Origin of the sequence: Rhizobium leucaenae USDA 9039 (assembly GCF_000426285.1) — a bacterium.
GTDB classification, from domain to species: Bacteria; Pseudomonadota; Alphaproteobacteria; order Rhizobiales; family Rhizobiaceae; genus Rhizobium; species Rhizobium leucaenae.
On the sequence record NZ_AUFB01000001.1, the window covers coordinates 155,840 to 177,571 of the forward strand.

Sequence of the window (21,732 nt, forward strand, 5' to 3'; positions counted from 1 at the left end):
AAAAAGGCACGGTTGCGATGCCAAGCATGGTCGCAGCCGGGCGATATCTATACAGGCCTCTCGCAATGGTGCAACGAAATCGGATATCGGATCGACATTTCCCGGCGGCCTCCCCCTTGCTTGCGGTTCGAAAACCATACAATATGCATACATTCCTCTGGAGATACCCGCATGAGCGATGATCAGACAACGTCCTTCTGGACCCCCTCCATCAGCAGGGCGGCCGGGCCGGTCTATCTGGCGATCGCCGATGCCTTGCAGGCCGACATCCGCGCGGGCCGTCTAGCGACCGGCACGCGCCTGCCGCCGCAACGGGCGCTGGCAGAGGCGCTCGGCATCGATTTCACCACCGTCACCCGCGCATATGCCGAAGCGCGCAAACGCGGGCTCGTGGAGGGGCGGATCGGGCAAGGGACCTACGTCAGCCAGGGCCGGGCAGCGCCGCCGCAGCGACCCAAACCTATGCCCAGCGGGCTGGTCGATATGAGCATGAACCTGCCGCCGCGCTTCGACGACGAAGCCCTGACAGCGCGGATGTGGCAGGGGATCAGCGGGCTGGAAACCAGCGATGGGCTGGACCTGTTGCTGCACTACCAGCAGCCTGGCGGCGCTGCCCGTGATCGCGAGGCCGGAGCGGAATGGCTCGCAAGCCGGCTGCCTGATATCGGGCCAGAACGCATTCTCGTCTGCCCGGGCGCCCAAGGCGCGTTGCTCGCGATCACCCGCATGCTGACGGCTCCGGGCGACACAGTCTGCGCCGAGACCTTGACGTATCCGGGCTTTCCCTCTGTCGCCGCGCATTCGCGGCTGACCGTTGCAGGTGTAGAAACTGACGGTAGTGGCTTGATTCCAGAGGCTTTTGAGCAAATCTGCGCGAGCAGGCGGCCCAAGGCGCTTTATTGCAATCCCACCCTCAGCAATCCAACAACGATCACGCTGCCGCTGTCGCGGCGCAAGGCCATCCTCGACATCGCCGCCCGTTACGATGTCGCTGTCATCGAGGACGATGCCTATGGCGCGCTGCCGATGCAACCGGTCGCGCCGCTGGCGGCGCTTGCGCCGGAGCGGGTCTATCATATCGCCGGGCTTGCCAAATGCCTGTCGCCCGCGCTGCGCATCGCCTATCTTGCCGTGCCGGATTTGCGCGCGGCGACCAGGCTTGCCGGTGTCATCCGGGCGACCGCCGCCATGGCCTCGCCGCTATCGGCCGCGATCGCCAGCCAGTGGATCGAAGACGGTACGGCGGAGGCGGTGCTGACGGCGATCCGGCGGGAGACCAAGGCGCGGCAGGCGATAGCGGCGGAGTTGCTGCCCGCCGCCGATCTTCTCGCCGATCCCGAGGCTTTTCATGCCTGGCTGCGGCTGTCGCCCGCATGGTCGCGCGGCGAATTCACGGCGCGATTGCGCTCTGCGGGCATCGGCGTCGTCGCGAGCGATGCCTTTGCCGTCGGTCCGGCGCCGGAAGCGGTTCGCCTTGGGCTCGGCGTCGCGGAAGATCGCGAACATCTGCGCCAGAGCCTCGGCATTGTGGCCGATCTGCTGGCGGAAACGCCGGCAGCTTCGGCGATTGTCATCTGATCGGACAAATTGCCGCGCCTGCATGCTGTGCTTGAACAATATACATACAATAATTGACAATGTATGCATTGCGTGCCATACATCTTTCAACGGACGGCCAGCGGCTTGAAAGTCGCCGACAGTGCCGCCCAAGCTTCGGGACGACCCGCATGGGGCGCTTCGCCTGCGAGGCTCTCGGGCAACGATTTCCAAGCGAATGCCCGGTTCTTGAAAGGGACAAACAATGTCATCCGAAGATGCATGGCCGCCGCTTCCTCCGCTCCAGACCGGTTTGCGCGGCCACTGCCCGCGTTGCGGGCAAGGTCATATGTTCAAGGGTTTCCTGACGCTCCGGCCGTCCTGCGAAGTTTGCGGCCTTGACTATTCCTTTGCCGATCCGGCCGATGGCCCTGCCTTCTTCGTCATCTGCTTTGCCTGCATCCCAAGCGTCGCTCTTGCCGTGTGGCTGGAAGTCGCCTTCGAGGCTCCCTATTGGGTGCATGCCTTTACGACGCTGCCGTTCATGCTGCTCACCTGCATCCCGCCGCTGCGTCCGTTGAAGGGCTGGCTGGTCGCGAGCCAATATTTCTACAAGGCGGAAGAAGGGAAGCTGGTGCGGCTGGAAACGCCCGGTAATGACGACCTGCATCCGCATTCCGCATAGCCGGACCTATCTGGCTCGCGCGTTCTTGGTTTCCTCCCCAGGGCTCCGCACTGCCGCGTACATGCCGGTGGTGCGGAACTCCGTAGGGTTGATGCCGTAGGTACGCCGGAAAGCCTTCGAGAAATAATTGGCGTCGTCGAAGCCTGACATGATCGCCACCTCCTTGACCGGAATGAAGGCCGCCTTGGTCAAGAGCTTGGCGGCCCGTTGCATGCGCTGCTGCAGGACGAATTCCGCCGGCGGCAGGCCTTCGCTGTCGGCAAAGACGCGGGAGAAATGAGCACGGCTGAGGCCGCTGACCCTGGCAAGATCGCTCACCGGCAAGGGCTTGTCGAGATTGGCGTCGATATAGTCGATCACCGTCTGCATGGCGGATCGGTCGGCGGCGACGGCATGCGAACCGAAGACATCATCGTAAAGCGCCATCGCGGATTCATAGGCCAGCGCCGAGGCAGAGGCTGGCGTTGTAGCGCCCCGGACGAGCCGGAGGCTGCAATCGGCGAGGTGATCGATCGTCGATTGCTGCAGTTTCAAGAGTGGCCCCGCGGCATCCAGAATCAGGCGATGGATACGCAGCGCTTCCTCGCCGTTCATCGAGATCCAGAAATATTCCCAGCGCTCACCTTTTTCCAACCAGTAACGGTGATTGTGCGGGACCAGCACCATCAGCGTATCACCGGCGCCGAGACGGTAGTTGCGGTTTTCATAGCGTAGCCGGCCGCTGCCGCCGATCGTATGCTGCAGCACCGTGAACGGCGTTTGGCCGCGCCTGCGCCCATCCCAGTCGTAAGGCTCGTTGTCCCTTATTTCGTAGCCGGCGCTGGTCGGCATGGCGTGCAGCCGGTGGCGTCCGCGCGGCAATGAGACAGTCCGCATCGTCTGTCCGTTGGCGATCAAATCTTGCAGCACAAAATTACCCTTGAAAGCATAATAGTTCTCTGGTCGGCCCGATGATTATAGGCATAATTCCGCCCAGAAAACAGCATGCACCTGCCGATGAGGACCGGCAGGAGGAGGAGAAAGTGTTGATTTTACTATGTCGCGCCGTCTGTGCGATCATGGGATGAAAACACCATCCTCTTCTCCGCTGCTGATTGTTCGACCGACTTCAAGGTGAGGATCATGAGTTTCAAAATCGCCATTATCGGCGCAGGCAGCGTCGGCTTTACGAAAAAACTGTTCACCGACATTCTCTGCGTGCCGGAGTTCCGGGATGTCGAATTCGCGCTGACCGATGTCAGCGAGCACAATCTCACCATGATCAAGGCGATCCTCGACCGGATCGTCGAGGCGAACAAGTTGCCGACCAAGGTGACTGCTACGACGGAACGGCGCAAGGCGCTGAATGGTGCGCGCTACGTCATCAGTTGCGTGCGCGTCGGCGGGCTGGAAGCCTATGCCGAAGATATCCGCATCCCCTTGAAATACGGTATCGACCAATGCGTCGGCGACACGATCTGCGCCGGGGGCATTCTTTACGGCCAGCGCAACATCCCCGTCATTCTCGACTTCTGCAAGGACATTCGCGAGGTCGCTGAAAGCGGCGCGAAGTTCCTGAATTATGCCAACCCGATGGCGATGAACACCTGGGCGGCGATTGAATACGGCAAGGTCGATACGATCGGCCTCTGCCATGGCGTCCAGCATGGGGCTGAGCAGATCGCCGAAGTTCTCGGCGCCAAGGACAAGTCGGAGCTCGACTACATCTGCTCGGGCATCAATCACCAGACCTGGTTCGTCGATCTGCGTCTTAATGGCCGTAAGATCGGCAAGGATGAGCTGGTCGCCGCTTTCGAAGCGCATCCGATCTATTCGCAGCAGGAGAAATTGCGCATCGACGTGCTGAAGCGCTTCGGCGTCTATTCCACCGAAAGCAATGGACATCTCTCGGAATACCTACCCTGGTATCGCAAGCGGCCGGACGAGATCAACAAGTGGATCGACATGTCCGACTGGATCCACGGCGAGACGGGCGGCTATCTCCGCCATTCGACCGAGACTCGCAACTGGTTCGAGACGGAATTTCCGCAGATCCTCGAAAGCGCCTCCAAGCCCATCGACCCGGCCAAGCGCTCGAATGAGCATGCGAGCCATATTCTCGAGGCGCTGGAGACCAATCGCGTCTATCGCGGCCATTTCAACGTTAAGAACAATGGCGTCATCACCAATCTGCCTGCGGACGCCATCATCGAATCGCCTGGCTTCGTCGATCGCTTCGGCATCAACATGGTGGCAGGCATCACGCTGCCGGAAGCCTGTGCCGCGACCTGCATTTCCTCGATCAACGTCCAGCGGATGTCGGTTCATGCCGCCATCAGCGGCGATATCGATTTGCTGAAGCTCGCTGTTCTGCATGATCCGCTGGTCGGTGCCGTATCGACGCCGGAAGAGGTCTGGCAGATGGTCGACGAAATGATCGTGGCCGAGGCTCGCTGGCTGCCGCAATATGCACATGCGGTCGAAGGAGCGAAGGATCGTTTGTCGCGCAGCAATGTAAAGACCCGCGACTGGAAGGGTGCGGCCAGCCGCAACGTCCGCTCGATCGAGGAGCTGAGAGCGGAAAAAGCAGCCATGAAGCAGGCTGGTTAAGGACTGGGCATTCGGGACTGGTTGGCTACGGCGGGGCTTTCAGGAGGAGACCCGTCAGTACGCCAGCCGGTACCGCTGAATGGAGGAGTGCGGCGCACCCGCGGGGCGCTCGCGACAATGGGAGAGAGAAAACGATGAGACATTTTCGACCGATAAGCATTCTTGCGGCGTTGACGATTGCCACATCGGCGATCGCCATGAGCGCCTATGCATCCGAACCGACGGTGCCGCCTGTACCGCCCGTCTTCCCGGCCGAAGGCAAGATCAAATATGTGGCACGCGACTCCATCCTGGAGTTCAAGGCGCTGCCGGAATACCACGAGCCGGCCTGGGTTACCGACAAATTCGTGAAGACCGGCAAGTTGCCGCCTGTCAAGGATCGCCTGCCGAAGGAGCCGCTCGTTTTCAAAACCGGCAACATGCCTGACGGCATCGGTGTCTATGGCGACACGTTGCGTCATGTCATCGGCGGACGGCCTGAAGGATGGAACTACGGCGCTGGTCAGACTCAAGGCTGGGGCGGCATCGATATCGGCCTCTCCGAGTGCCTGACGCGCACCGCGCCGCTGTTCCAGGTCGAGGCGAAGGATACCGAACCTCTGCCGAACCTTGCCAAGAGCTGGGATTGGTCGGCGGATGGCCATAAGCTCACCATGCATCTCATCGAAGGCGCGAAATGGTCCGATGGCGTGCCCTTCAATGCCGACGACATCATGTTCTACTGGGAAGACGAAGTCATCGATCCGAACGTCTCGCCGCTCGGTGGCGGCGCGTCGCCGGAAGCTTTCGGCGAGGGGACGACCCTCAAGAAGATCGACGACTACACGATCGAGTGGACCTTCAAGGATGCCTTCCCGAAACAATATCTCTACACGATGGCCTATCCGAATTTCTGCCCAGGCCCGTCGCACATTCTGAAGCCGCAGCATCCGAAATATTCGAAGAACACCTACGACCAGTTCAAGAATGCATTCCCGCCGGAATATATGAATATGCCGGTCATGGGTGCCTGGGTGCCGGTTGAGTACCGATCCGATGACATTATCGTCCTGCGCCGCAATCCCTATTACTGGAAGGTGGACGAGAAGGGCAATCAACTGCCTTATCTCAACGAGCTGCACTATAAGCTTTCGACCTGGGCGGACCGCGACGTGCAGGCGGTTGCCGGTTCCGGCGACCTCTCCAATCTGGAGCAGCCGGAAAACTTCGTCGCTTCGCTGAAGCGTGCGGCCCAGCCTGACGCCCCGGCGCGTCTCGCCTTCGGTCCGCGCCTCATCGGCTATAACCTGCAGATGAATTTCTCCGCCAACGGCTGGGGCAACCCGGACCCACGCGGTCAGGCCATTCGTGAGCTGAACCGCAACGAGGATTTCCGTAAGGCGGTGACTATGGCGCTTGACCGCAAGGCGATCGGTGACTCCCTGGTCAAGGGACCGTTCACGGCGATCTATCCGGGCGGCCTGTCCTCGGGCACCAGCTTCTATGATCGTAACTCGACGGTCTATTATCCATTTGACCTCAAGGGCGCCAAGGAACTGCTTGCCAAGGCGGGCCTCAAGGACACCGATGGAGACGGTATCGTCAACTTCCCGGCCGGCACAGCGGATGGCAAGGACGTCGAGATCACGCTGTTGGTCAATAATGACTACACCACGGATAAGAGCCTTGCCGAGGGTGTCGTCGGCCAGATGGAAAAGCTCGGGCTTCGCGTGATCATCAATGCACTCGACGGACCGAAGCGCGATGATGCCAATTATAGCGGTCGCTTTGATTGGATGGTCCGGCGCAACACCACGGAGCTGGCGTCCGTCGTGCAGAACACCGAACAGCTCGCTCCTGTCGGCCCGCGCACGAGTTGGAACCATCGCGCGCCCGAAAGTGGCCAGTTGGACCTGATGCCCTTCGAAAAGGAGATGGTCGATGTCGTCAACAAGTTCACGACGTCGCAGAATAGCGACGAGCGTGTGGCTTTGATGAAGCAGTACCAGAAACTCTCGACCGAGCATCTCTACAATATCGGTCTGACGGAATATCCGGGCGCGCTCATCATCAACAAGCGCTTCTCGAACGTTCCTCCGGGCACGCCGATCTTCATGTTCAACTGGGCTGAAGACTCCATCATTCGCGAACGCCTGTGGGTGGCGGCCGACAAGCAGGGCAAATATGAGCTGTTCCCGCAGCAGCTCCCGGGCGCGCCGGGCAGCGCCGGCCCGATCAACTAACGGAGAATGGCAGCCGGCCCTAGGCCGGCTGCCAGCTAACCAGCCAAAATTCCGGCTGCATCGCGGTGCAGCCGGGCAACGGTGAACCCAGCCGGTCCGTGCTATCCTAAGGGGATGCAGACCACCGGCGGCAAGAAGAGAAGCGAACCGTCCCATGTTGCGATTCCTGCTCGTGCGCATAGCCTCAGCCATACCCGTGCTCGTCATTCTGAGCGTGGTGACTTTTGCCATCATCCAGGCGCCGCCTGGGGATTATGCAGACTTCATCCGCTCGCAGTTGATGAACCAGGGGGGCGCGTCCTTCGCCCAGGCCGATGAGCAGGCGCAAATCTACCGTCGCGAACACGGGCTCGATAAGCCGCTGGTCGTGCAATATTTCAACTGGATCGGCGGCATCGTTACCAAGGGTGATTTCGGCTACAGCATGTTCTACAACAAGCCGGTTGCTGACGTCGTCGGCGAGCGCCTGCCGCGGACCCTGGCACTTGCGCTTGTTTGCCATCTCTTCGCTTCCGTCCTGGGCATCGGCTTCGGTATCTGGGCCGCAACCAGACAATATAGCTGGATCGACAGCCTGCTTTCCGGCATTTCATTTCTCGGCATGACGGTGCCGCGCTTCCTGATGGCGCTGATCATCGTCTATATCCTTGTCTTCCAACTCAACGTCTCAGAAATCGGCAGCTTCTATTCACCGCAATATGGCGGTGCGCCGTGGTCCTGGGCTAAGTTCGTCGACCTGGTCAAGCATGTCTGGCCGGTCGTGGCGATCGCCACCTTCGGCGGACTTGCCTATAATATGCGCGTCATGCGCGGCAATCTGCTCGACACGTTGAATGCGCAATATGTCGAGACCGCGCGTGCCAAAGGCCTCTCCGGCGGCGCTGTCGTCATGCGCCATGCCGTCCCGAACGCCTTACATCCGCTCGTCATGTATCAAGGCGTCGTGCTGCCTTACATGCTGACCGGCGAGATCGAAACCGCCATCATTTTCGCGCTGCCGACCGTAGGGCCGGCGATCGTCGGCTCGATGGCGATTGGCGACGTCTATGTCACCGCCACCTTCATGATGGTGCTGTCGGGGACGCTGATCGTCGGCAATATCATCGCGGACATGCTGCTTGCCCTGCTCGATCCCCGCGTTCGCCAACAGGGAGGGATCCACTGATGCTCGCCTTCAGCACATCCGCGCCACCGCTCGATGACAACAAGATCAAGCCGAAAAGCGGCAATGAGAGCTACATCGCACTTGTCTGGCGTCGCCTGAAGCGCTCCTGGACAGGCATGGGCGGCCTGATTCTCGTGATCCTCTTGCTGCTGATGTCGCTCTTCGCAGAATTCGTCGCCCCCGACGATCCCAAGGCGACCGATACCGGCTTTGCGCCGCCGCAGGTGATCAGCTTCCACGACAAAGATGGCAATTTGGTCTTCCAGCCGCGCGTTTATGCGCTGGCCGAAACCGATGAGCTCGATCCCGTCACGTTTCAGCCAATAGTCGGACCGGACTACAACAATCCGCGTCTGGTCGGCTTTTTCGTCAAGGGCGCGCCCTATGACTTGTTTGGCCTGATCCCCGGCAACCGTCACCTCTTCGGCTCGATCGATGGCCAGCCGGTGCATTTCCTCGGTACTGACAAATTCGGCCGTGATGTGCTGTCGCGCGCCATCTACGGCTCTCGCATCTCATTGATGATCGCGCTGACTGTGGTTGCCATTGTCACCATCGTCGGCACCACCGTCGGTATGGTCTCAGGCTATTTCGGCGGCACGCTCGACGCCTGGATCCAGCGTTTTGTCGAGCTGGTGCTGGCCTTTCCGCAACTGCCGCTTTATCTGGCGCTGACCTCGTTGATCCCCGTGACCGCGCCGACCAATGTCTTCCTCGCCTTCGTCATCATCGTCATGTCGGCGCTCGGCTGGGCGCAGATGTCGCGCGAAGTGCGGGGCAAGACTTTGGCCTTGGCGCGGATCGACTATGTGCGCGCCGCCATGGCGGTCGGAGCGACCGATTGGCGCATCATCCTGCAGCACATTTTTCCGAACGTGATGAGCCATGTCATCGTCACCGTGACGCTGGCAATTCCGAGCGTCGTGCTGCTCGAATCCTTCCTTGGTTTCCTTGGTTTCGCGGTCAAGCCGCCGCTGATCTCCTGGGGGTTGATGCTGCAGGATACGTCCACCTATTCGGTAATCGGCTCCTATCCCTGGATCCTATCGCCCGTCGCTTTCGTGCTTATCACCGTCTTCGCGTTCAATGCGCTAGGCGACGGTCTGCGCGATGCCATCGATCCCTATTGAGAGGAGGCGGACCATGGCTCTCGCACTCGTCAATCCTTTTGCCCCCGATATCAGGCTCGACGCTGCCGACAAGACCGTGCCGCCTGTCATTGATGCCCGCAACGTCGCCGTCAAATTCAAGGTGGAAGACGGCATCGTTGACGCCGTCAAGGATATCTCGTTCCAGCTCTACCGTGGCGAAACCATCGCGATTGTCGGCGAATCCGGCTCGGGCAAGTCGGTGACCGCCCGCACGGTGATGGGCCTGCTTACCAAACGCGCCGTCGTGTCGGAGAAATCCACCGTCAGCTATGACGGCAAGAATGTGCTGAAATTTTCCGAGCGCGCCCGCCGGCAACTGCGTGGCGATCGTATCTCGATGATTTTCCAGGAGCCGATGAGCTCGCTGAACCCGATCTATACGATCGGTAGCCAGATCGTCGAAGCGATCCGCGTCCATCGCAAGATCGGCCGCCGGGAGGCGGAGAGGCGGGCTTTGGCGCTGTTGCAGCAGGTGCAGATTCCTGATCCGGAGGCGCGGCTGAAGCAATATCCGCACCAGCTTTCCGGTGGTCAGCGCCAGCGCGTGATGATTGCCATGGCGCTTGCCAATGACCCGGATGTGCTGATCGCCGACGAGCCGACGACAGCGCTCGATGTTACCGTGCAGGCGCAGATCCTGAATCTGATCCGCAACCTGCAGAAACAGCTCGGCATGGCGGTGATCCTGATCACCCATGACCTGACGGTGGTGCGGCAGTTTTCCGACTATGTCTACGTCATGCAACATGGCGAGATGCGCGAGCACAATACGACGGAAGAGCTCTTTGCCCGTCCGCAACATCCCTATACGCAGCACTTGCTTGCCTCCGAGCCGCGGGGCCAGGCAAAGCCATTGCCGCCGGACTGCGACACCATTCTTGAGGGCAAATCCGTCAAGGTCGCCTTCATGCTGCGCCACGGCACCTTCCTTAAGCCGGACATGCGCGAGCTGGTCGCCGTCGATGGTCTGAGCCTTGAGCTTCGCCGGCATGAGACATTGGGGCTCGTCGGCGAATCCGGCTCCGGCAAGACCACCTTCGGCCAGGCGCTGCTGCGGCTGATCGATGCCGACAGCGGCGAAATCTATTTCGACCGGCAAGCGATCCACGGCCGCTCGCGGGCCGAGATGCGACCTCTGCGCTCGCGCATGCAGATCGTTTTCCAGGACCCTTTCTCCTCGCTCAACCCGCGCATGCCGGTCGGCCAGATCATCGCCGAAGGGCTGGTGGTCAACAATATCGGCGCCAACAGGGCGGAGCGGCTAGAGCGGGTGAAGGAAGCACTTGTCAGTGCCGGCATGCCCTCGAATATCCTGTCGCGCTTTCCGCATGAATTCTCCGGCGGCCAGCGCCAGCGCATCGCCATTGCGCGGGCCATCGCGCTTGAACCGGAATTCATCCTGCTGGACGAACCGACCTCGGCGCTCGATCTCTCTGTCCAGGCGCAGATCATCGATCTCCTGCGCAAGCTGCAGGACGAACGGGGTCTGAGTTATCTTTTCATCTCCCACGACCTCAAGGTCGTCCGCGCCCTTTGCCATCGCGTCATTGTCATGCAGCACGGCAAGATCATGGAAGAGGGGCCGGTCGACAACGTTCTTTCCCATCCCAAGACCGCTTACACCGAACGCCTCGTCAAGGCGGCGTTCGAGGTAGCCTCATAAGCATTCAGGAGACTTCTACATGGCAGGCAATCCCAAGATCACCTTCATTGGCGCCGGTTCGACCGTGTTCATGAAGAACATCATCGGCGACGTTTTGCAGCGTCCGGCACTGACGGGTGCGAAAATTGCGCTGATGGATCTCAATCCGCAGCGGCTGGACGAAAGCGCTGTCGTCGCCCGCAAAATGGCTTCTACACTGGGCGCATCGGCAACTGTCGAGACCTTTACCGATCAGCGCCAGGCTCTGGATGGCGCCGATTTCGTCGTCGTCGCCTTCCAGATCGGCGGCTACGAGCCCTGCACGGTGACCGATTTCGAAGTGCCGAAGAAATACGGCTTACGCCAGACGATCGCAGACACGCTCGGCGTCGGCGGCATCATGCGCGGGCTCAGAACCGTGCCGCATCTCTGGAAGATCTGCGAGGACATGCTCGCCGTCTGCCCCGAGGCGGTGATGCTGCAATACGTCAACCCGATGGCGATCAACACCTGGGCGATCGCCGAGAAATTTCCGACGATCAAGCAGGTCGGCCTTTGCCATTCCGTGCAGGGCACGGCGATGGAGCTTGCGAAGGATCTCGACATTCCCTACGAGGAAATCCGCTACCGCTCGGCCGGTATCAACCACATGGCCTTCTACCTGAAATTCGAGCATCGCCAGGCGGACGGTTCCTATCGCGATCTCTATCCCGATCTCGTACGCGCCTATCGCGAGGGTCGGGCACCGAAGCCCGGCTGGAACCCGCGCTGCCCGAACAAGGTTCGCTACGAGATGCTGACCCGGCTCGGCTATTTCGTCACCGAAAGCTCGGAGCATTTCGCTGAATACACACCCTATTTCATCAAGGAAGGCCGGGAAGACCTGATCGAGAAATTCGGCATCCCGCTCGATGAATATCCGAAGCGCTGCATCGAGCAGATCGCGCGCTGGAAGAGCCAGGCCGATGAATATCGCAGCGCCGACAAGATCGAAGTGAGCCAATCGAAGGAATACGCTTCATCGATCATCAATTCGATCTGGACCGGCGAACCTTCGGTTATCTATGGCAACGTCCGCAATAATGGCTGCATCACCTCGCTGCCCTATAATTGCGCGGCCGAGGTTCCCTGCCTGGTCGATGCCTCCGGCATCCAGCCGACCTTCATCGGCGACCTGCCGCCGCAATTGACCGCGCTGATCCGTACCAACATCAACGTGCAGGAACTGACGGTGCAGGCGTTGATGACCGAGAATCGCGAACACATCTACCATGCGGCGATGATGGACCCGCATACCGCTGCCGAACTCGATCTCGACCAGATCTGGTCGTTGGTCGACGAACTGCTGGCCACCCATGGCACATGGCTACCTGAATGGGCGCGCAGCGACCGCAAGGTTCAGGCCGCTTGAAACCCTCTCTCCCGGTTTTGCGGCCGAAGGCCTCGCAGCATCGCTGCGGGGCCTTCCTTTTTGCCGTGACGTTGAAGGTGAAAGTCCAAACCCCGCTATTCTTCCAGCCGATCTAAGGTGGCAAAGCCTTTCCGCCTGCGCTAAAAAATGAGGCGAAGCTGGGGAGAGATCAAACACATGGCTAGTTCAGACACTTTCAGCACGGGAACCTTCGTCGGCCGCATCTGGCGCTCTGACGTGAAGGGCCCCGCTCTTGTCGTTGTCCGCGGTGGTACGCTTTACGACATCACCTCGAAAGACGCGCCGACCATGCGTGACCTCTTGGAGAAAGACGATCCGGTCGGCTTTGTCCGTGCACAAAAGGGCGAGGTTGTTGTTGCCAATCTCGACAATCTGCTCGCCGCCAAAGCTGACATATCGGCGGTCCATCTTCTTGCCCCCATCGACCTGCAGGCGATCAAGGCCTGCGGCGTGACCTTCGCCCGCTCGATGCTTGAGCGCGTCATCGAGGAGCGCGCCGCCGGCAATCCGGATCTTGCAGAAGCGATCCGCGGCAAGGTCACGGCCCTCATCGGCGACAGCCTGCGCAATTTGAAGGCCGGTTCGCCGGAAGCCGCCAAAGTGAAGGCGGCGCTGATCGAAGAGGGCGTCTGGTCGCAATATCTCGAAGTTGGCATCGGCCCGGATGCCGAGGTTTTCTCCAAGTCGCAGGTCATGTCCTCCGTAGGCGCGGGCGCCGATGTCGGCCTCCACCCGATCTCGAAGTGGAACAATCCCGAGCCTGAAATCGTGCTGGCCGTCGACAGCCGGGGCCGCGTCAGAGGTGCTACGCTCGGCAATGACGTCAACCTGCGCGATGTCGAGGGACGCTCGGCACTGCTGCTCGGCAAGGCGAAGGACAACAACGCCTCCTGCTCGATCGGTCCTTTCATCCGCCTGTTTGATGAGACCTATACGCTCGACGACGTGCGCACCGCCGATCTCGACCTCAAGGTCGAGGGCGAGGACGGCTATGTCCTGCACGGGCGCTCGTCGATGAGGGAAATCAGCCGCGATCCCCTCGATCTCGTCTCCCAGACCATCGGCCGCCATCACCAGTACCCGGACGGCTTCGTCCTCTTCATGGGCACGCTCTTTGCGCCTGTCGAAGACCGCGATACGCCCGGCCAGGGCTTCACCCATAAGGTTGGCGATATCGTCACTATTTCCAACGACAAGCTCGGCGCATTGAAAAACCGGGTGCTGTTGTCGACGGAATGCCCACCGTGGACGTTCGGAACGTCGCATTTGATGCGCAATTTGGCTGGGCGAGGGTTGATTTAGGGGGCTGAATTGTAGCTGGAGCGCTTAGGTGCCGGCGTTAATGATATATGGAAGCTTCCTCCTCGGGTAGCGGCCTCTCAAGCCACGTGGCGCATAGTTCGAGGTGCTCCCGCGTTACAGAAAATGTGTCGGGCGGCAAGTCTTGGTTACGCGCCTCAACACGGTTAACCAGTTCCTCAAAAGGCGGGTCTAGGAAGATTAGTTGAGTCTCGGCGCCTGCCTTTGACGCCACCGTTCGTGCGACGTCTCGCTCTACTCGACGGAAAAATCCAAATTCCAAGACCACATCACGCCCCAGACGAAGGACCCTATCGGCCAACTCCAACTGCAATTGCTGTACCGCACGTCGTCTGTCGGCATCGTAGCCGTTTCTAACAACTCGCGCCATCCATACGTCTGGAGACAGCAGCAATGCAGGGCATTCCCGTTCAAGGCGTTTGCCAATTGTTGTCTTCCCCGACCCTGGCAGCCCCATTAACATGTATAATGTTGCCATACATTATCCTTCCAGAGCAGAAGCCTTCCCGCTTCAATTGCCGCCAGTTCTTGCAGTGTCCATAGACGCCGAAATTGGCCGCGAACACACGCCTGATCTCCACTTTCAACGTCGCATCGGGCCGCGCCCGCACTGAGCGCCGGTCCCCTGACCGGATACGTACGACAAAACGGCCGGAAGGCCTTCATTGGGAAAGGAGAGGCCTGACCTGACGGCTCTTGCTGATCGGCTGGATCAATATCGCGCTGCTGTTCGCAACCTTCTTCATCGCCGCCTCGGCCACAACACGTTCGGCGCCCGCGTGTTGCTCAAAGGCACGGGCACCCAATATCTCGACCTCAATGCGTCGACATCGACTGCTGTTGGTTTTGGCGGCTGCGGGCGGCGGTGAGCTCGGAGGTGGTGTGATTGAGGCGGTCGGCGAGGACGCGCATGATTTCGACGGCCATTTCGGGAAAATCGCTGAGCAGTTTCAGGAAATGCTCCTTGCTGATCTTCAGTGCCTCCAACCGGGACGTGGCCTTGACGGTGGCGGTGCGGGATACGTCGCAGAGAATGGCGATTTCGCCAACGATCGAGTTGATATCGACCTCGGCGACCTTGATCTCTCCAGCCGGGCTATCGACAAGAATATCAGCAGTTCCGGAAAGAACAACATAAGCTGCATCGCCCTGATCGCCCTGATGAAACAGAACTTGACCGGCATTGTAGCTGACGCGATCCGACGTGAATGCCAAAAGCTTCAACTTTGCAGGTGCGATGCGCGAAAAAATCGGCACCCGCTTTAGCATTTCAACTTCGTCTTTCAGAAGCATGAGCTTCAAACCCCCAATGTCGGGCCCCAGATACCACCGCTGCAATAGGATATTACGATAACAGTTCTTTGAACATACCGTTTTTCTCTAAAAGATCGGTGGTTGTACCGCTTTCAACCAGGCTGCCGCGATCGAAAACCAGAACACGATCGAACAGCTCCGCAAAGCCCGGATTGGAGAGCACCCAGATAACGGCAGGCGCATATTCGCTCCTGTCGAGACCGGTCAGGATCGCACGGGCGATCTGGTCCTGAACGCGATGGTCGAGCGCCGGCAGGGGGCGATTGCAGATGAGGTAATCCGCCTGCTTCAGCAAGGCGCGGCCAAGATTGAGCTTCTGCCGCTGCACATTGGTCAGACGCTTGCCGCCGGAACCGACGTCGAAGTCGAGGCCGATCGACAGGACGCTATCCTGCATGCCCAGCCGTTCGAAGACGTCGTACATGATGGTGTGGATACGCTCCGGCGCATCGGCCTGCTGGTGCGCAATCCGGCCGAACAGCACGTTGTCCATCAATGTCGCCGAGGCGGTGAAGCGCTCGGGGTCGTAGCGCTCGATCACGCGTGCCAGATCGGCCGGGATATGTTCGTGAAACTTGGCGCGCGCCCTGACGATCTTGTCCATCAGCGTCTGCGTCAGAAGGCCGAAGCGGTGACGGGGTTCGATATAGGAGAAGCTGAGGCGGATGATGGCCACTCGTTCTTCCGGCGTCGCGGCGCCGAAGCCCTTGCCGTTCAGCTTTTGCAGCAACGCTTCGTAGGTCGGGATATCCTCCGCCGTCATGAAGGTAAGCTGCTGGAAGAAAGGATGATCCGGCGGCAGATCGGTAAAGAGTTCGACGGCGTTCTCGGCAATTTCCAGACCCATATCGTAGAGATCGACGTCGAGGCCGGTCTCTGTGAAGAGTTGCTGGAAATAAGGGTGGGCGGCAAGCTTGCGGTTGGTCATCAACGGCCGCTTCAGCGTGCCGAACAACAGGTTTTCGCCGACCGTCGCCTGCGGATTATAGGCGTCGAATTCGAAAGGCACGACAAGCCCGTCGAGATTCTCCTCCTGCAGTCTGAGACGCAGCGCCTGGCGCAACTCTACGATGCGCGAGGTAAGATCGTCATGCGCAGCCGTGTCGACATTCGAGCGCAGCGCCATGTCGAGAATGTCCTGGGACATAGCGACAGCATCGAGAACAGGGCGGATGACCGAGTAGATATCATGCGGGCCAGTGGCGCCGGCGGCGGCATAATCGACCCAGTCGCTGTTGAGATCCAGTTCCGGATTGGCGGCGCGGCGCGCTTCTATCATCTGCCATTTGAGCTTATTGGCAGCCTGGTCGTCATATTCCGCAGGGATCAGCGGCGCGTGTTTCAGGCCGTAGAGAAGATTGCTGCGCAACGTGCCGTGGAAGAAGAACGTATCCGACGAAGCGTAGGCGATGCGCCGCCCCGTCAGCGATTCCGGCAGTTCCAGCAGATCGCGGCCATCGATGGCAATGCGGCCGCTATCCGGCCAGATCAGCCGGCCGAAGGCCTCGGCAAGATATTCGCCACCGGCGCCGCTGTCGCCGACGATCGCCACCTTCTCGCCGGGATGAATTTCGACCGAGACGTGATCCAGCACACGGGCACCGCTATCGTCAACCACGGTGAGATTGGTCGCGACCAGCGGGTGGGTAATGCGGCCAGCCGGCGCGGGCGAGACAAGCTGGGTCTTCGGATCGATCAAACCTTCTACGCTGAACTGTTCGACCACCTGATTGTATTTGACCTGCACATCCTGGCGCGATTGATCCCAGTCGATAAGTTCCTTCAGCGGCCCCGGCAGGTCCTTGTAGGCATTGATGACGGCAACGAGCTGACCAATATCAAGCCGGCCCTGCAGCGCAAGGAAGCCGCCGATCGAATAGAACAGGAAGGGCGTGACCTGTGCGAGGAAGTTGTTGATGAATTTCACCAGGAACTTCCACTGATAGAGATCGTAACGGATCGAAAAGATCAACCCGAGACGATTGGCGATGTCGGCGCGCTCCAGATTGGTGGTATCGTTGGCATGGATTGTGCCGATGCCTTCGACGATTTCACCGACACGCCCGGACAATTCGCGCGCAGTGAGCTGCCGCTGGCGCCCGAGTTCCAGCAGCCGCTTGCGCATGCGCGGGATGACGACAGCATGCACCGCGACGATGGCGGCGGCGATCATGCCCAGCCAGAAATTCTGCAGGATAATGAACACGAGCGCAGTGATCGCCTGGCCGCCGAGAAGCGCCGGCTGCACGAAGGCGTCGCCGGTGAAGCCGCCCATCGGCTCCACCTCGTCCTTGATCATGGTAGCGATTTCAGCCGGCTTCACCCGCTTGAAATGCGCCGGGGGAAAACGCAGCACGCGGTCGATCAGCTCGAAACGGATGCGGCGCAGCATGCGCTCACCCAACCGGCCTTTATAGGTGTTGATGTAAAGCTTGAAGAGACCATTGAGAACGACAAGCGCCAGGAACACAAGGCTGAGAGCGATCAGCATCCAAAAGCGGGTGAGCTCGATACCCCGAAATATTTCCAAGTGCCCGAGGACGGGCACGTTGAAAGCGATATGCATGAAGGTCTGGGTTTCGCCCGGATGTTCGAAACCCTTGCCCTGAATAGGTCCATTGACGATCTGCTTCGGCAAGTCGAAGGACAGAAAGTAAGGGATCATCGAAGCGGCGACGATCGTCAGGATCCAGATTTGCTCCAGCCGGGTATTCGACCAGATGTAACGCGCTAGACTTTTTTCCATCGCTTATTGCATGCTTCCAAATTCAACAGGCATCGCCGCCGGGTTTGGCGCCGATGTTGCAGAGGTGCGGGAGGAGTTCATCGTGAATGCGCGGCCCCATATTGAAAACGGAACGCCGCCCGGTCTGTTGTCCAGGTGCCTCCCGATTCACTAATTTTTCGATTTATATCACAAGATTGCAGAAAACGAGGAGGGCAAAACGACGAGGTGTTGTGACAGATGCATTGCTGCAACCGTCACGCCCCGCGAATGATTGCCGAGGTTCGCGCGGCCCCGGTGAGGTCGATGTCAGGGTTCGACGGCTTCGGCCGTGAGAGCGCCGTTTCCACCGCATTGGCGAGCTGATCCGTCGTCAACCCCGCTTCCGGTAAAGCCAGCGCTAACCCAAGTTTCTCCAGCCGCTCGGCACGCACCGACTGCTCCGTTTCGCCGCCGGCCGTGAATGGAACAAGGATCGAGCGGCAGCCGGTAACGAGGAGATCGCCGACAGTGTTATAACCCGCCTGCGAGATCGACAGTTCCGCTCCCCGCAGCAAGGACGGGAAATCCTTGCGGAAGCGGACGAGGTCGACATTGCCGGGCGCATCCCTTGTCAATGCCGCGAAATCCTCCTCCGGCAAATTCGGGCCGGTGACTAGCAGCCAACGACGATCGACCGCCACCCGGCTTGCCGCCTCCAGCGAGGCGCGGATCAGATCGCGCCCGACGGCACCGCCGCCGGCAGAAACCACGATGTCGAAGATCTCGGCCGGTGCGGGCGGCAGCGGCGGCGCAACCAGACCGGTGTAGGTGATCTTATCGGATATGGCCGAGGTGAGCGGAAAAGTCTCCTCCAGCCGAACGAAATTAGGATCGCCATGAACGAGAACGCCGTCGAAATGATCCCGCAGCAGCGCCACCGTCTCTTCAACACGCCCCGGCTTCTTCTGCTGCTGCAGGATATCGCGCACCGAGGTGTAGAGTCTCGGCCTGGGATTGGCTCTGGCTATGGCATCGAGCAGCGGCAGGAGTTCGAAGCGCATTTGCCGGCGGCCGAAGGGAAATGCCTCGATGAGGACGACATCAGGCGCGGCCGTCCGAAAAGCCTCCAGCAAACGCTCGCGGCGCGCGGCCAGAAATTCCTCGCCGACGGGATTACCCACCTGATCGGCCAGTCCCGAAAAACCGGCGCTGCTGGCGACGACTGGGGGAAGGGTGACGGAGGTGATATCCGCGCCCGGAAAGCCGTTCACCGGCACGCCGCCGGTGACGACCGTCACCTGGCAACCGTCCTTCGCCAAGGCGCTGGCGATACGGCTGGCGCGGGCGAGATGGCCGATGCCGAGCAAATGCTGAACATAGAAAAAAACGCGTGGGCACGAATTGGGGGAGGATGAACTGCGGAGGGGCGTCATGCGGATTTGCGCCATTGCTCTTCTTTTTGCCACTGTTCCTCGAACAGCCGCGTCAATTGCCAAATGCTGGAGTGATGGTCGAAATGCTCACGTACCCGTTTCTCCGCGGCGTCGCCAAGCCGATGGCGCAGCACCGGGTTGCGGATCGCCCGTTCCATTGCCGCCGCCAGCGCTTCAGGGTCTTCCGGCGGCACGACGAAGCCGTTTTCGCCATTGGTCAGCAGCTCCGGCACGCCGGATATATTGGTGGAAAGGCAGGCAAGGCGCTGGCTGGATGCCTCCACCAACACGTTCGGCAGACCGTCGCGGTCGCCATCGGCCGCGACACGGCAGGCAAGTGCGAAGAGATCCGCCTGGCGGTAATGCGCCAGCACATCTTCCTGTGCCATCGCGCCTTGCCAGGTGATGCGGTCGGCAATGCCGAGCGTCTCGGCAAGCGCTTTCAGTTTCGCCAGCCCATCGCCGCCGCCGATGTGGGTGAAGCGCCAATGAAGCTCAGCAGGCAGCAGCGCCAATGCCCTCAGCAGCACGTCGTATCCCTTTTTCTCCACCGCACGCCCGACGCTGAGCAGGAAGGCAGGCTCGGATGCCTGCGACCCATCACGATCGGAATGGCGCCCTGTAAAGGGCGCGAAACGTGCTAGATCGAGGCCGTGATAGCTGAGATGCACATTCTCCGGCATCGCCGTCAGATCGCGCATGTGCTCGAAGCCGCTCCGCGTACACGTCACCGTCCAGCGGGCGCGTTCGAGTTTTTCCGAAAGATCCCAATCCGGCGAGGTCCAGATATCCTTGGCATGCGCCGAGCAGGTCCAGGGAACACCGGTCATGATGCTGGCATAGGCGGTCACCGACGCAGGCGTATGGATGAAATGCGCATGCAGCCACTCGCCATTGTCTGGCCATTCATGCGCCAGCACCAGCGCCTGGCCGAAACGTCGAGCCCGGTTCGGCGTGATGTCGCGCTTGAGATCGGCCCAGAATTGCCTCAGCAAGCGCTTGAAGCCGGGCTTTCTGACCCCGGCCCAGAAGGCGCGCAGCACGCGCAGCGGTTCGTCGTGCAGATATTCCGGCAGATAGACAACTCGCGCCTTGATCTCGTCATGGACGGGATGGCGCTTCCTGTCCGTCGGCTTGCGCATCGAAATCAGCGTCAGGTCGAAGCCGGCTCTTTCGAGGCCAAGCAGCTCCTGCGCGATGAAGGTTTCCGACAGGCGGGGATAGCCCTTGAGGACCACCAGGATTTTTTTTCGCATCGATCGGTTCCGATGCTCTATTCGGCGACGATCGATAGCGGCGGATAGTGGTCGCGGTCGTCAAACCATTCGCCGACAATGCGCGAAATGTGCACCAGCCCTTCCAGCCGCATGTGCCCGCCGCTCGCCGATGGCGGTGCGCGCGTCGGCAGGCGCTTCAGCGCGGCCGCGAGCAGTTTCGGATCGGCGGACTCCTCCGGCAGCAGCATATCGACAAGGCCGAGCTCGCTCGCCCTCTGGGCCCGGATCAACTGTTCCTCGCGCGGGCGCGTCCGTGGAATGATCAGCGCAGGCTTGTCGAAGGACAGGATCTCGCAATAGGTGTTGTAGCCACCCATGGCGACAACACCCTTGGCGCCGGCAATCAGCTCCTCCATCTTGTTGTCGAATTCGATCACCTGCAGACAGGCAATCTTGCTCGCACGTTCGATCAAGTGGTTACGTTCCTTGGCCGGCATATACGGGCCGAGCACGATCAGCGTCTTGTGTTTAAGCGTATCGTCCTGCTCGAAAGCGCCGACGACATCGTTGACGAGATCGGCGCCGTCGCCACCGCCACCGGTCGTGACCAGAATATAATCTTCGTCAGGCACATGTTCCGACTTCGTGCCTAAGGTGGATACACTGCGCTGCAGGAAGCCGACGAACTCCATCTTCCGGTGTACGCCGGGCGGCACATCGAGACCGACAAGGGGATCATGGAAATCCGGCGGGCCGTAGACCCAGACACGATCGTAAAACTGATCGATCTTCTGCAGCACGTTGTTCTTCTTCCACTCTGCTTCCAGCAGGTGCGGCGCGTCCATGACGTCGCGCATGCCGAGCACGAGCGTCGTGCCGCGGGCCTTTAGATACTGCAGCGTCTCCTCGACCTCGCCCTTCAGTCCCATCGGCTCCTTGTCGACGATGAAGATGTCGGGCTGAAAGGTTTCTGCCGTGTGACGGATGATCGACTGGCGCATCTTCAGAGTTTCGTGAAGATCGACATGGCTTGCCATCGACGTATATTCGCCGTCGCGCAGCTTGATGACGCTCGGCACTTTCACAAAATCGACTCGCGCTCGATAATCGAAAGCACCGGCGATCGTCGCGCCGGAAATGATCAGGACGTTCAGCCCACGATAGTCCTCGACGAGCGCATGCGCGATCGTTCGGCACCGTCTGAGGTGACCGAGACCGAATGTGTCATGGCTATACATGAGGATTCGAGCATCTTCTAAGCGCCGCTTCATGGGCAAAACCTCAGGATGAAAGTCATTACGCGGGGTGTCAGCAAACGA

Annotated in this window: 16 protein-coding genes and 1 pseudogene; 9 read left to right on the forward strand and 8 right to left on the reverse strand. The window is 60.2% G+C overall.

The genetic code is table 11. The features are described 5' to 3' along the window. Positions 1 to 171 precede the first annotated feature (171 nt). Together K290_RS0100685 and K290_RS0100695 are read left to right on the forward strand one after the other, a co-directional pair. Positions 172 to 1,578, forward strand: a complete 1,407-nt coding sequence (locus K290_RS0100685) for an aminotransferase-like domain-containing protein (protein WP_028750082.1) — start codon at positions 172 to 174, stop codon at positions 1,576 to 1,578. Positions 1,579 to 1,801: 223 nt separating this feature from the next. Further along, positions 1,802 to 2,221 carry a DUF983 domain-containing protein gene (locus tag K290_RS0100695; RefSeq protein ID WP_028750083.1) on the forward strand — a complete coding sequence of 140 codons (420 nt, stop codon included), beginning with the start codon at positions 1,802 to 1,804 and terminating at the stop codon, positions 2,219 to 2,221. Positions 2,222 to 2,227: 6 nt separating this feature from the next. Here K290_RS0100695 and K290_RS0100700 read toward each other — a convergent pair whose 3' ends face one another. Continuing rightward, a complete protein-coding gene (locus K290_RS0100700) occupies positions 2,228 to 3,097 on the reverse strand; it encodes an AraC family transcriptional regulator (RefSeq protein ID WP_210311403.1) in 870 nt (289 codons plus the stop codon). Positions 3,098 to 3,343: 246 nt separating this feature from the next. On the opposite strand from K290_RS0100700, the gene melA (K290_RS0100705) reads away from it, so the two are divergent. The 7 genes from melA (K290_RS0100705) to K290_RS0100735 all read left to right on the forward strand — a co-directional run bounded on the left by melA (K290_RS0100705) (position 3,344) and on the right by K290_RS0100735 (position 13,724). Then, entirely contained in the window at positions 3,344 to 4,810 is a 1,467-nt protein-coding gene (gene melA / locus K290_RS0100705) for an alpha-glucosidase/alpha-galactosidase (protein WP_028750085.1), read from the forward strand. Between the two features lie 134 nt (positions 4,811 to 4,944). Beyond that, positions 4,945 to 7,032, forward strand: coding sequence for an ABC transporter substrate-binding protein (locus tag K290_RS0100710; RefSeq protein ID WP_028750086.1), 2,088 nt, complete (start codon positions 4,945 to 4,947; stop codon positions 7,030 to 7,032). 154 nt (positions 7,033 to 7,186) lie between these two features. After that, positions 7,187 to 8,197 carry an ABC transporter permease gene (locus K290_RS0100715; protein WP_028750087.1) on the forward strand — a complete coding sequence of 337 codons (1,011 nt, stop codon included), beginning with the start codon at positions 7,187 to 7,189 and terminating at the stop codon, positions 8,195 to 8,197. Next, positions 8,197 to 9,327, forward strand: a complete 1,131-nt coding sequence (locus K290_RS0100720) for an ABC transporter permease (protein ID WP_028750088.1) — start codon at positions 8,197 to 8,199, stop codon at positions 9,325 to 9,327. Before K290_RS0100715 ends, K290_RS0100720 begins: the two co-directional genes overlap by 1 nt. A gap of 13 nt (positions 9,328 to 9,340) precedes the next feature. Continuing rightward, a complete protein-coding gene (locus K290_RS0100725) occupies positions 9,341 to 11,011 on the forward strand; it encodes an ABC transporter ATP-binding protein (protein WP_028750089.1) in 1,671 nt (556 codons plus the stop codon). A gap of 19 nt (positions 11,012 to 11,030) precedes the next feature. Then, positions 11,031 to 12,401, forward strand: coding sequence for an alpha-glucosidase/alpha-galactosidase (melA, locus tag K290_RS0100730; protein ID WP_028750090.1), 1,371 nt, complete (start codon positions 11,031 to 11,033; stop codon positions 12,399 to 12,401). A gap of 177 nt (positions 12,402 to 12,578) precedes the next feature. After that, positions 12,579 to 13,724: a fumarylacetoacetate hydrolase family protein gene (locus K290_RS0100735; protein WP_028750091.1), complete on the forward strand. Its 1,146-nt coding sequence runs from the start codon at positions 12,579 to 12,581 to the stop codon at positions 13,722 to 13,724. Between the two features lie 37 nt (positions 13,725 to 13,761). Here the strand turns inward: K290_RS0100735 and K290_RS38910 are convergent, their stop codons facing one another. The 7 genes and pseudogenes from K290_RS38910 to K290_RS0100770 all read right to left on the reverse strand — a co-directional run bounded on the left by K290_RS38910 (position 13,762) and on the right by K290_RS0100770 (position 21,684). Further along, on the reverse strand, positions 13,762 to 14,220 hold the full coding sequence (locus tag K290_RS38910) for a P-loop nucleotide/nucleoside kinase family protein (protein WP_028750092.1): 459 nt from the start codon (positions 14,218 to 14,220) through the stop codon (positions 13,762 to 13,764). A 7-nt stretch (positions 14,221 to 14,227) separates the two neighbouring features. Beyond that, positions 14,228 to 14,356, reverse strand: a pseudogene (locus K290_RS37130) (IS3 family transposase); the annotation flags it as partial. A gap of 202 nt (positions 14,357 to 14,558) precedes the next feature. Then, positions 14,559 to 15,035: a cyclic nucleotide-binding domain-containing protein gene (locus K290_RS0100750; RefSeq protein ID WP_028750093.1), complete on the reverse strand. Its 477-nt coding sequence runs from the start codon at positions 15,033 to 15,035 to the stop codon at positions 14,559 to 14,561. Between the two features lie 52 nt (positions 15,036 to 15,087). Beyond that, positions 15,088 to 17,802: an ABC transporter ATP-binding protein gene (locus tag K290_RS0100755; protein ID WP_028750094.1), complete on the reverse strand. Its 2,715-nt coding sequence runs from the start codon at positions 17,800 to 17,802 to the stop codon at positions 15,088 to 15,090. A 236-nt stretch (positions 17,803 to 18,038) separates the two neighbouring features. After that, on the reverse strand, positions 18,039 to 19,196 hold the full coding sequence (locus tag K290_RS0100760; protein WP_028750095.1) for a glycosyltransferase family protein: 1,158 nt from the start codon (positions 19,194 to 19,196) through the stop codon (positions 18,039 to 18,041). Then, a complete protein-coding gene (locus K290_RS0100765; protein WP_028750096.1) occupies positions 19,193 to 20,452 on the reverse strand; it encodes a glycosyltransferase family 4 protein in 1,260 nt (419 codons plus the stop codon). Before K290_RS0100765 ends, K290_RS0100760 begins: the two co-directional genes overlap by 4 nt. Positions 20,453 to 20,469: 17 nt before the next feature. Then, on the reverse strand, positions 20,470 to 21,684 hold the full coding sequence (locus K290_RS0100770) for a glycosyltransferase family protein (protein ID WP_028750097.1): 1,215 nt from the start codon (positions 21,682 to 21,684) through the stop codon (positions 20,470 to 20,472). Positions 21,685 to 21,732: the final 48 nt, after the last annotated feature.

Excerpts from the sequence above, each read along its gene's own strand:
- K290_RS0100685 (WP_028750082.1), top strand. The coding sequence starts at position 172 with ATGAGCGATGATCAGACAACGTCCTTCTGGACCCCCTCCATCAGCAGG.
- K290_RS0100695 (WP_028750083.1), top strand. The coding sequence starts at position 1,802 with ATGTCATCCGAAGATGCATGGCCGCCGCTTCCTCCGCTCCAGACCGGT.
- K290_RS0100700 (WP_210311403.1), bottom strand. The coding sequence starts at position 3,097 with ATGCGGACTGTCTCATTGCCGCGCGGACGCCACCGGCTGCACGCCATG.
- melA (WP_028750085.1), top strand. The coding sequence starts at position 3,344 with ATGAGTTTCAAAATCGCCATTATCGGCGCAGGCAGCGTCGGCTTTACG.
- K290_RS0100710 (WP_028750086.1), top strand. The coding sequence starts at position 4,945 with ATGAGACATTTTCGACCGATAAGCATTCTTGCGGCGTTGACGATTGCC.
- K290_RS0100715 (WP_028750087.1), top strand. The coding sequence starts at position 7,187 with ATGTTGCGATTCCTGCTCGTGCGCATAGCCTCAGCCATACCCGTGCTC.
- K290_RS0100720 (WP_028750088.1), top strand. The coding sequence starts at position 8,197 with ATGCTCGCCTTCAGCACATCCGCGCCACCGCTCGATGACAACAAGATC.
- K290_RS0100725 (WP_028750089.1), top strand. The coding sequence starts at position 9,341 with ATGGCTCTCGCACTCGTCAATCCTTTTGCCCCCGATATCAGGCTCGAC.
- melA (WP_028750090.1), top strand. The coding sequence starts at position 11,031 with ATGGCAGGCAATCCCAAGATCACCTTCATTGGCGCCGGTTCGACCGTG.
- K290_RS0100735 (WP_028750091.1), top strand. The coding sequence starts at position 12,579 with ATGGCTAGTTCAGACACTTTCAGCACGGGAACCTTCGTCGGCCGCATC.
- K290_RS38910 (WP_028750092.1), bottom strand. The coding sequence starts at position 14,220 with ATGGCAACATTATACATGTTAATGGGGCTGCCAGGGTCGGGGAAGACA.
- K290_RS0100750 (WP_028750093.1), bottom strand. The coding sequence starts at position 15,035 with ATGCTTCTGAAAGACGAAGTTGAAATGCTAAAGCGGGTGCCGATTTTT.
- K290_RS0100755 (WP_028750094.1), bottom strand. The coding sequence starts at position 17,802 with ATGGAAAAAAGTCTAGCGCGTTACATCTGGTCGAATACCCGGCTGGAG.
- K290_RS0100760 (WP_028750095.1), bottom strand. The coding sequence starts at position 19,196 with ATGACGCCCCTCCGCAGTTCATCCTCCCCCAATTCGTGCCCACGCGTT.
- K290_RS0100765 (WP_028750096.1), bottom strand. The coding sequence starts at position 20,452 with ATGCGAAAAAAAATCCTGGTGGTCCTCAAGGGCTATCCCCGCCTGTCG.
- K290_RS0100770 (WP_028750097.1), bottom strand. The coding sequence starts at position 21,684 with ATGAAGCGGCGCTTAGAAGATGCTCGAATCCTCATGTATAGCCATGAC.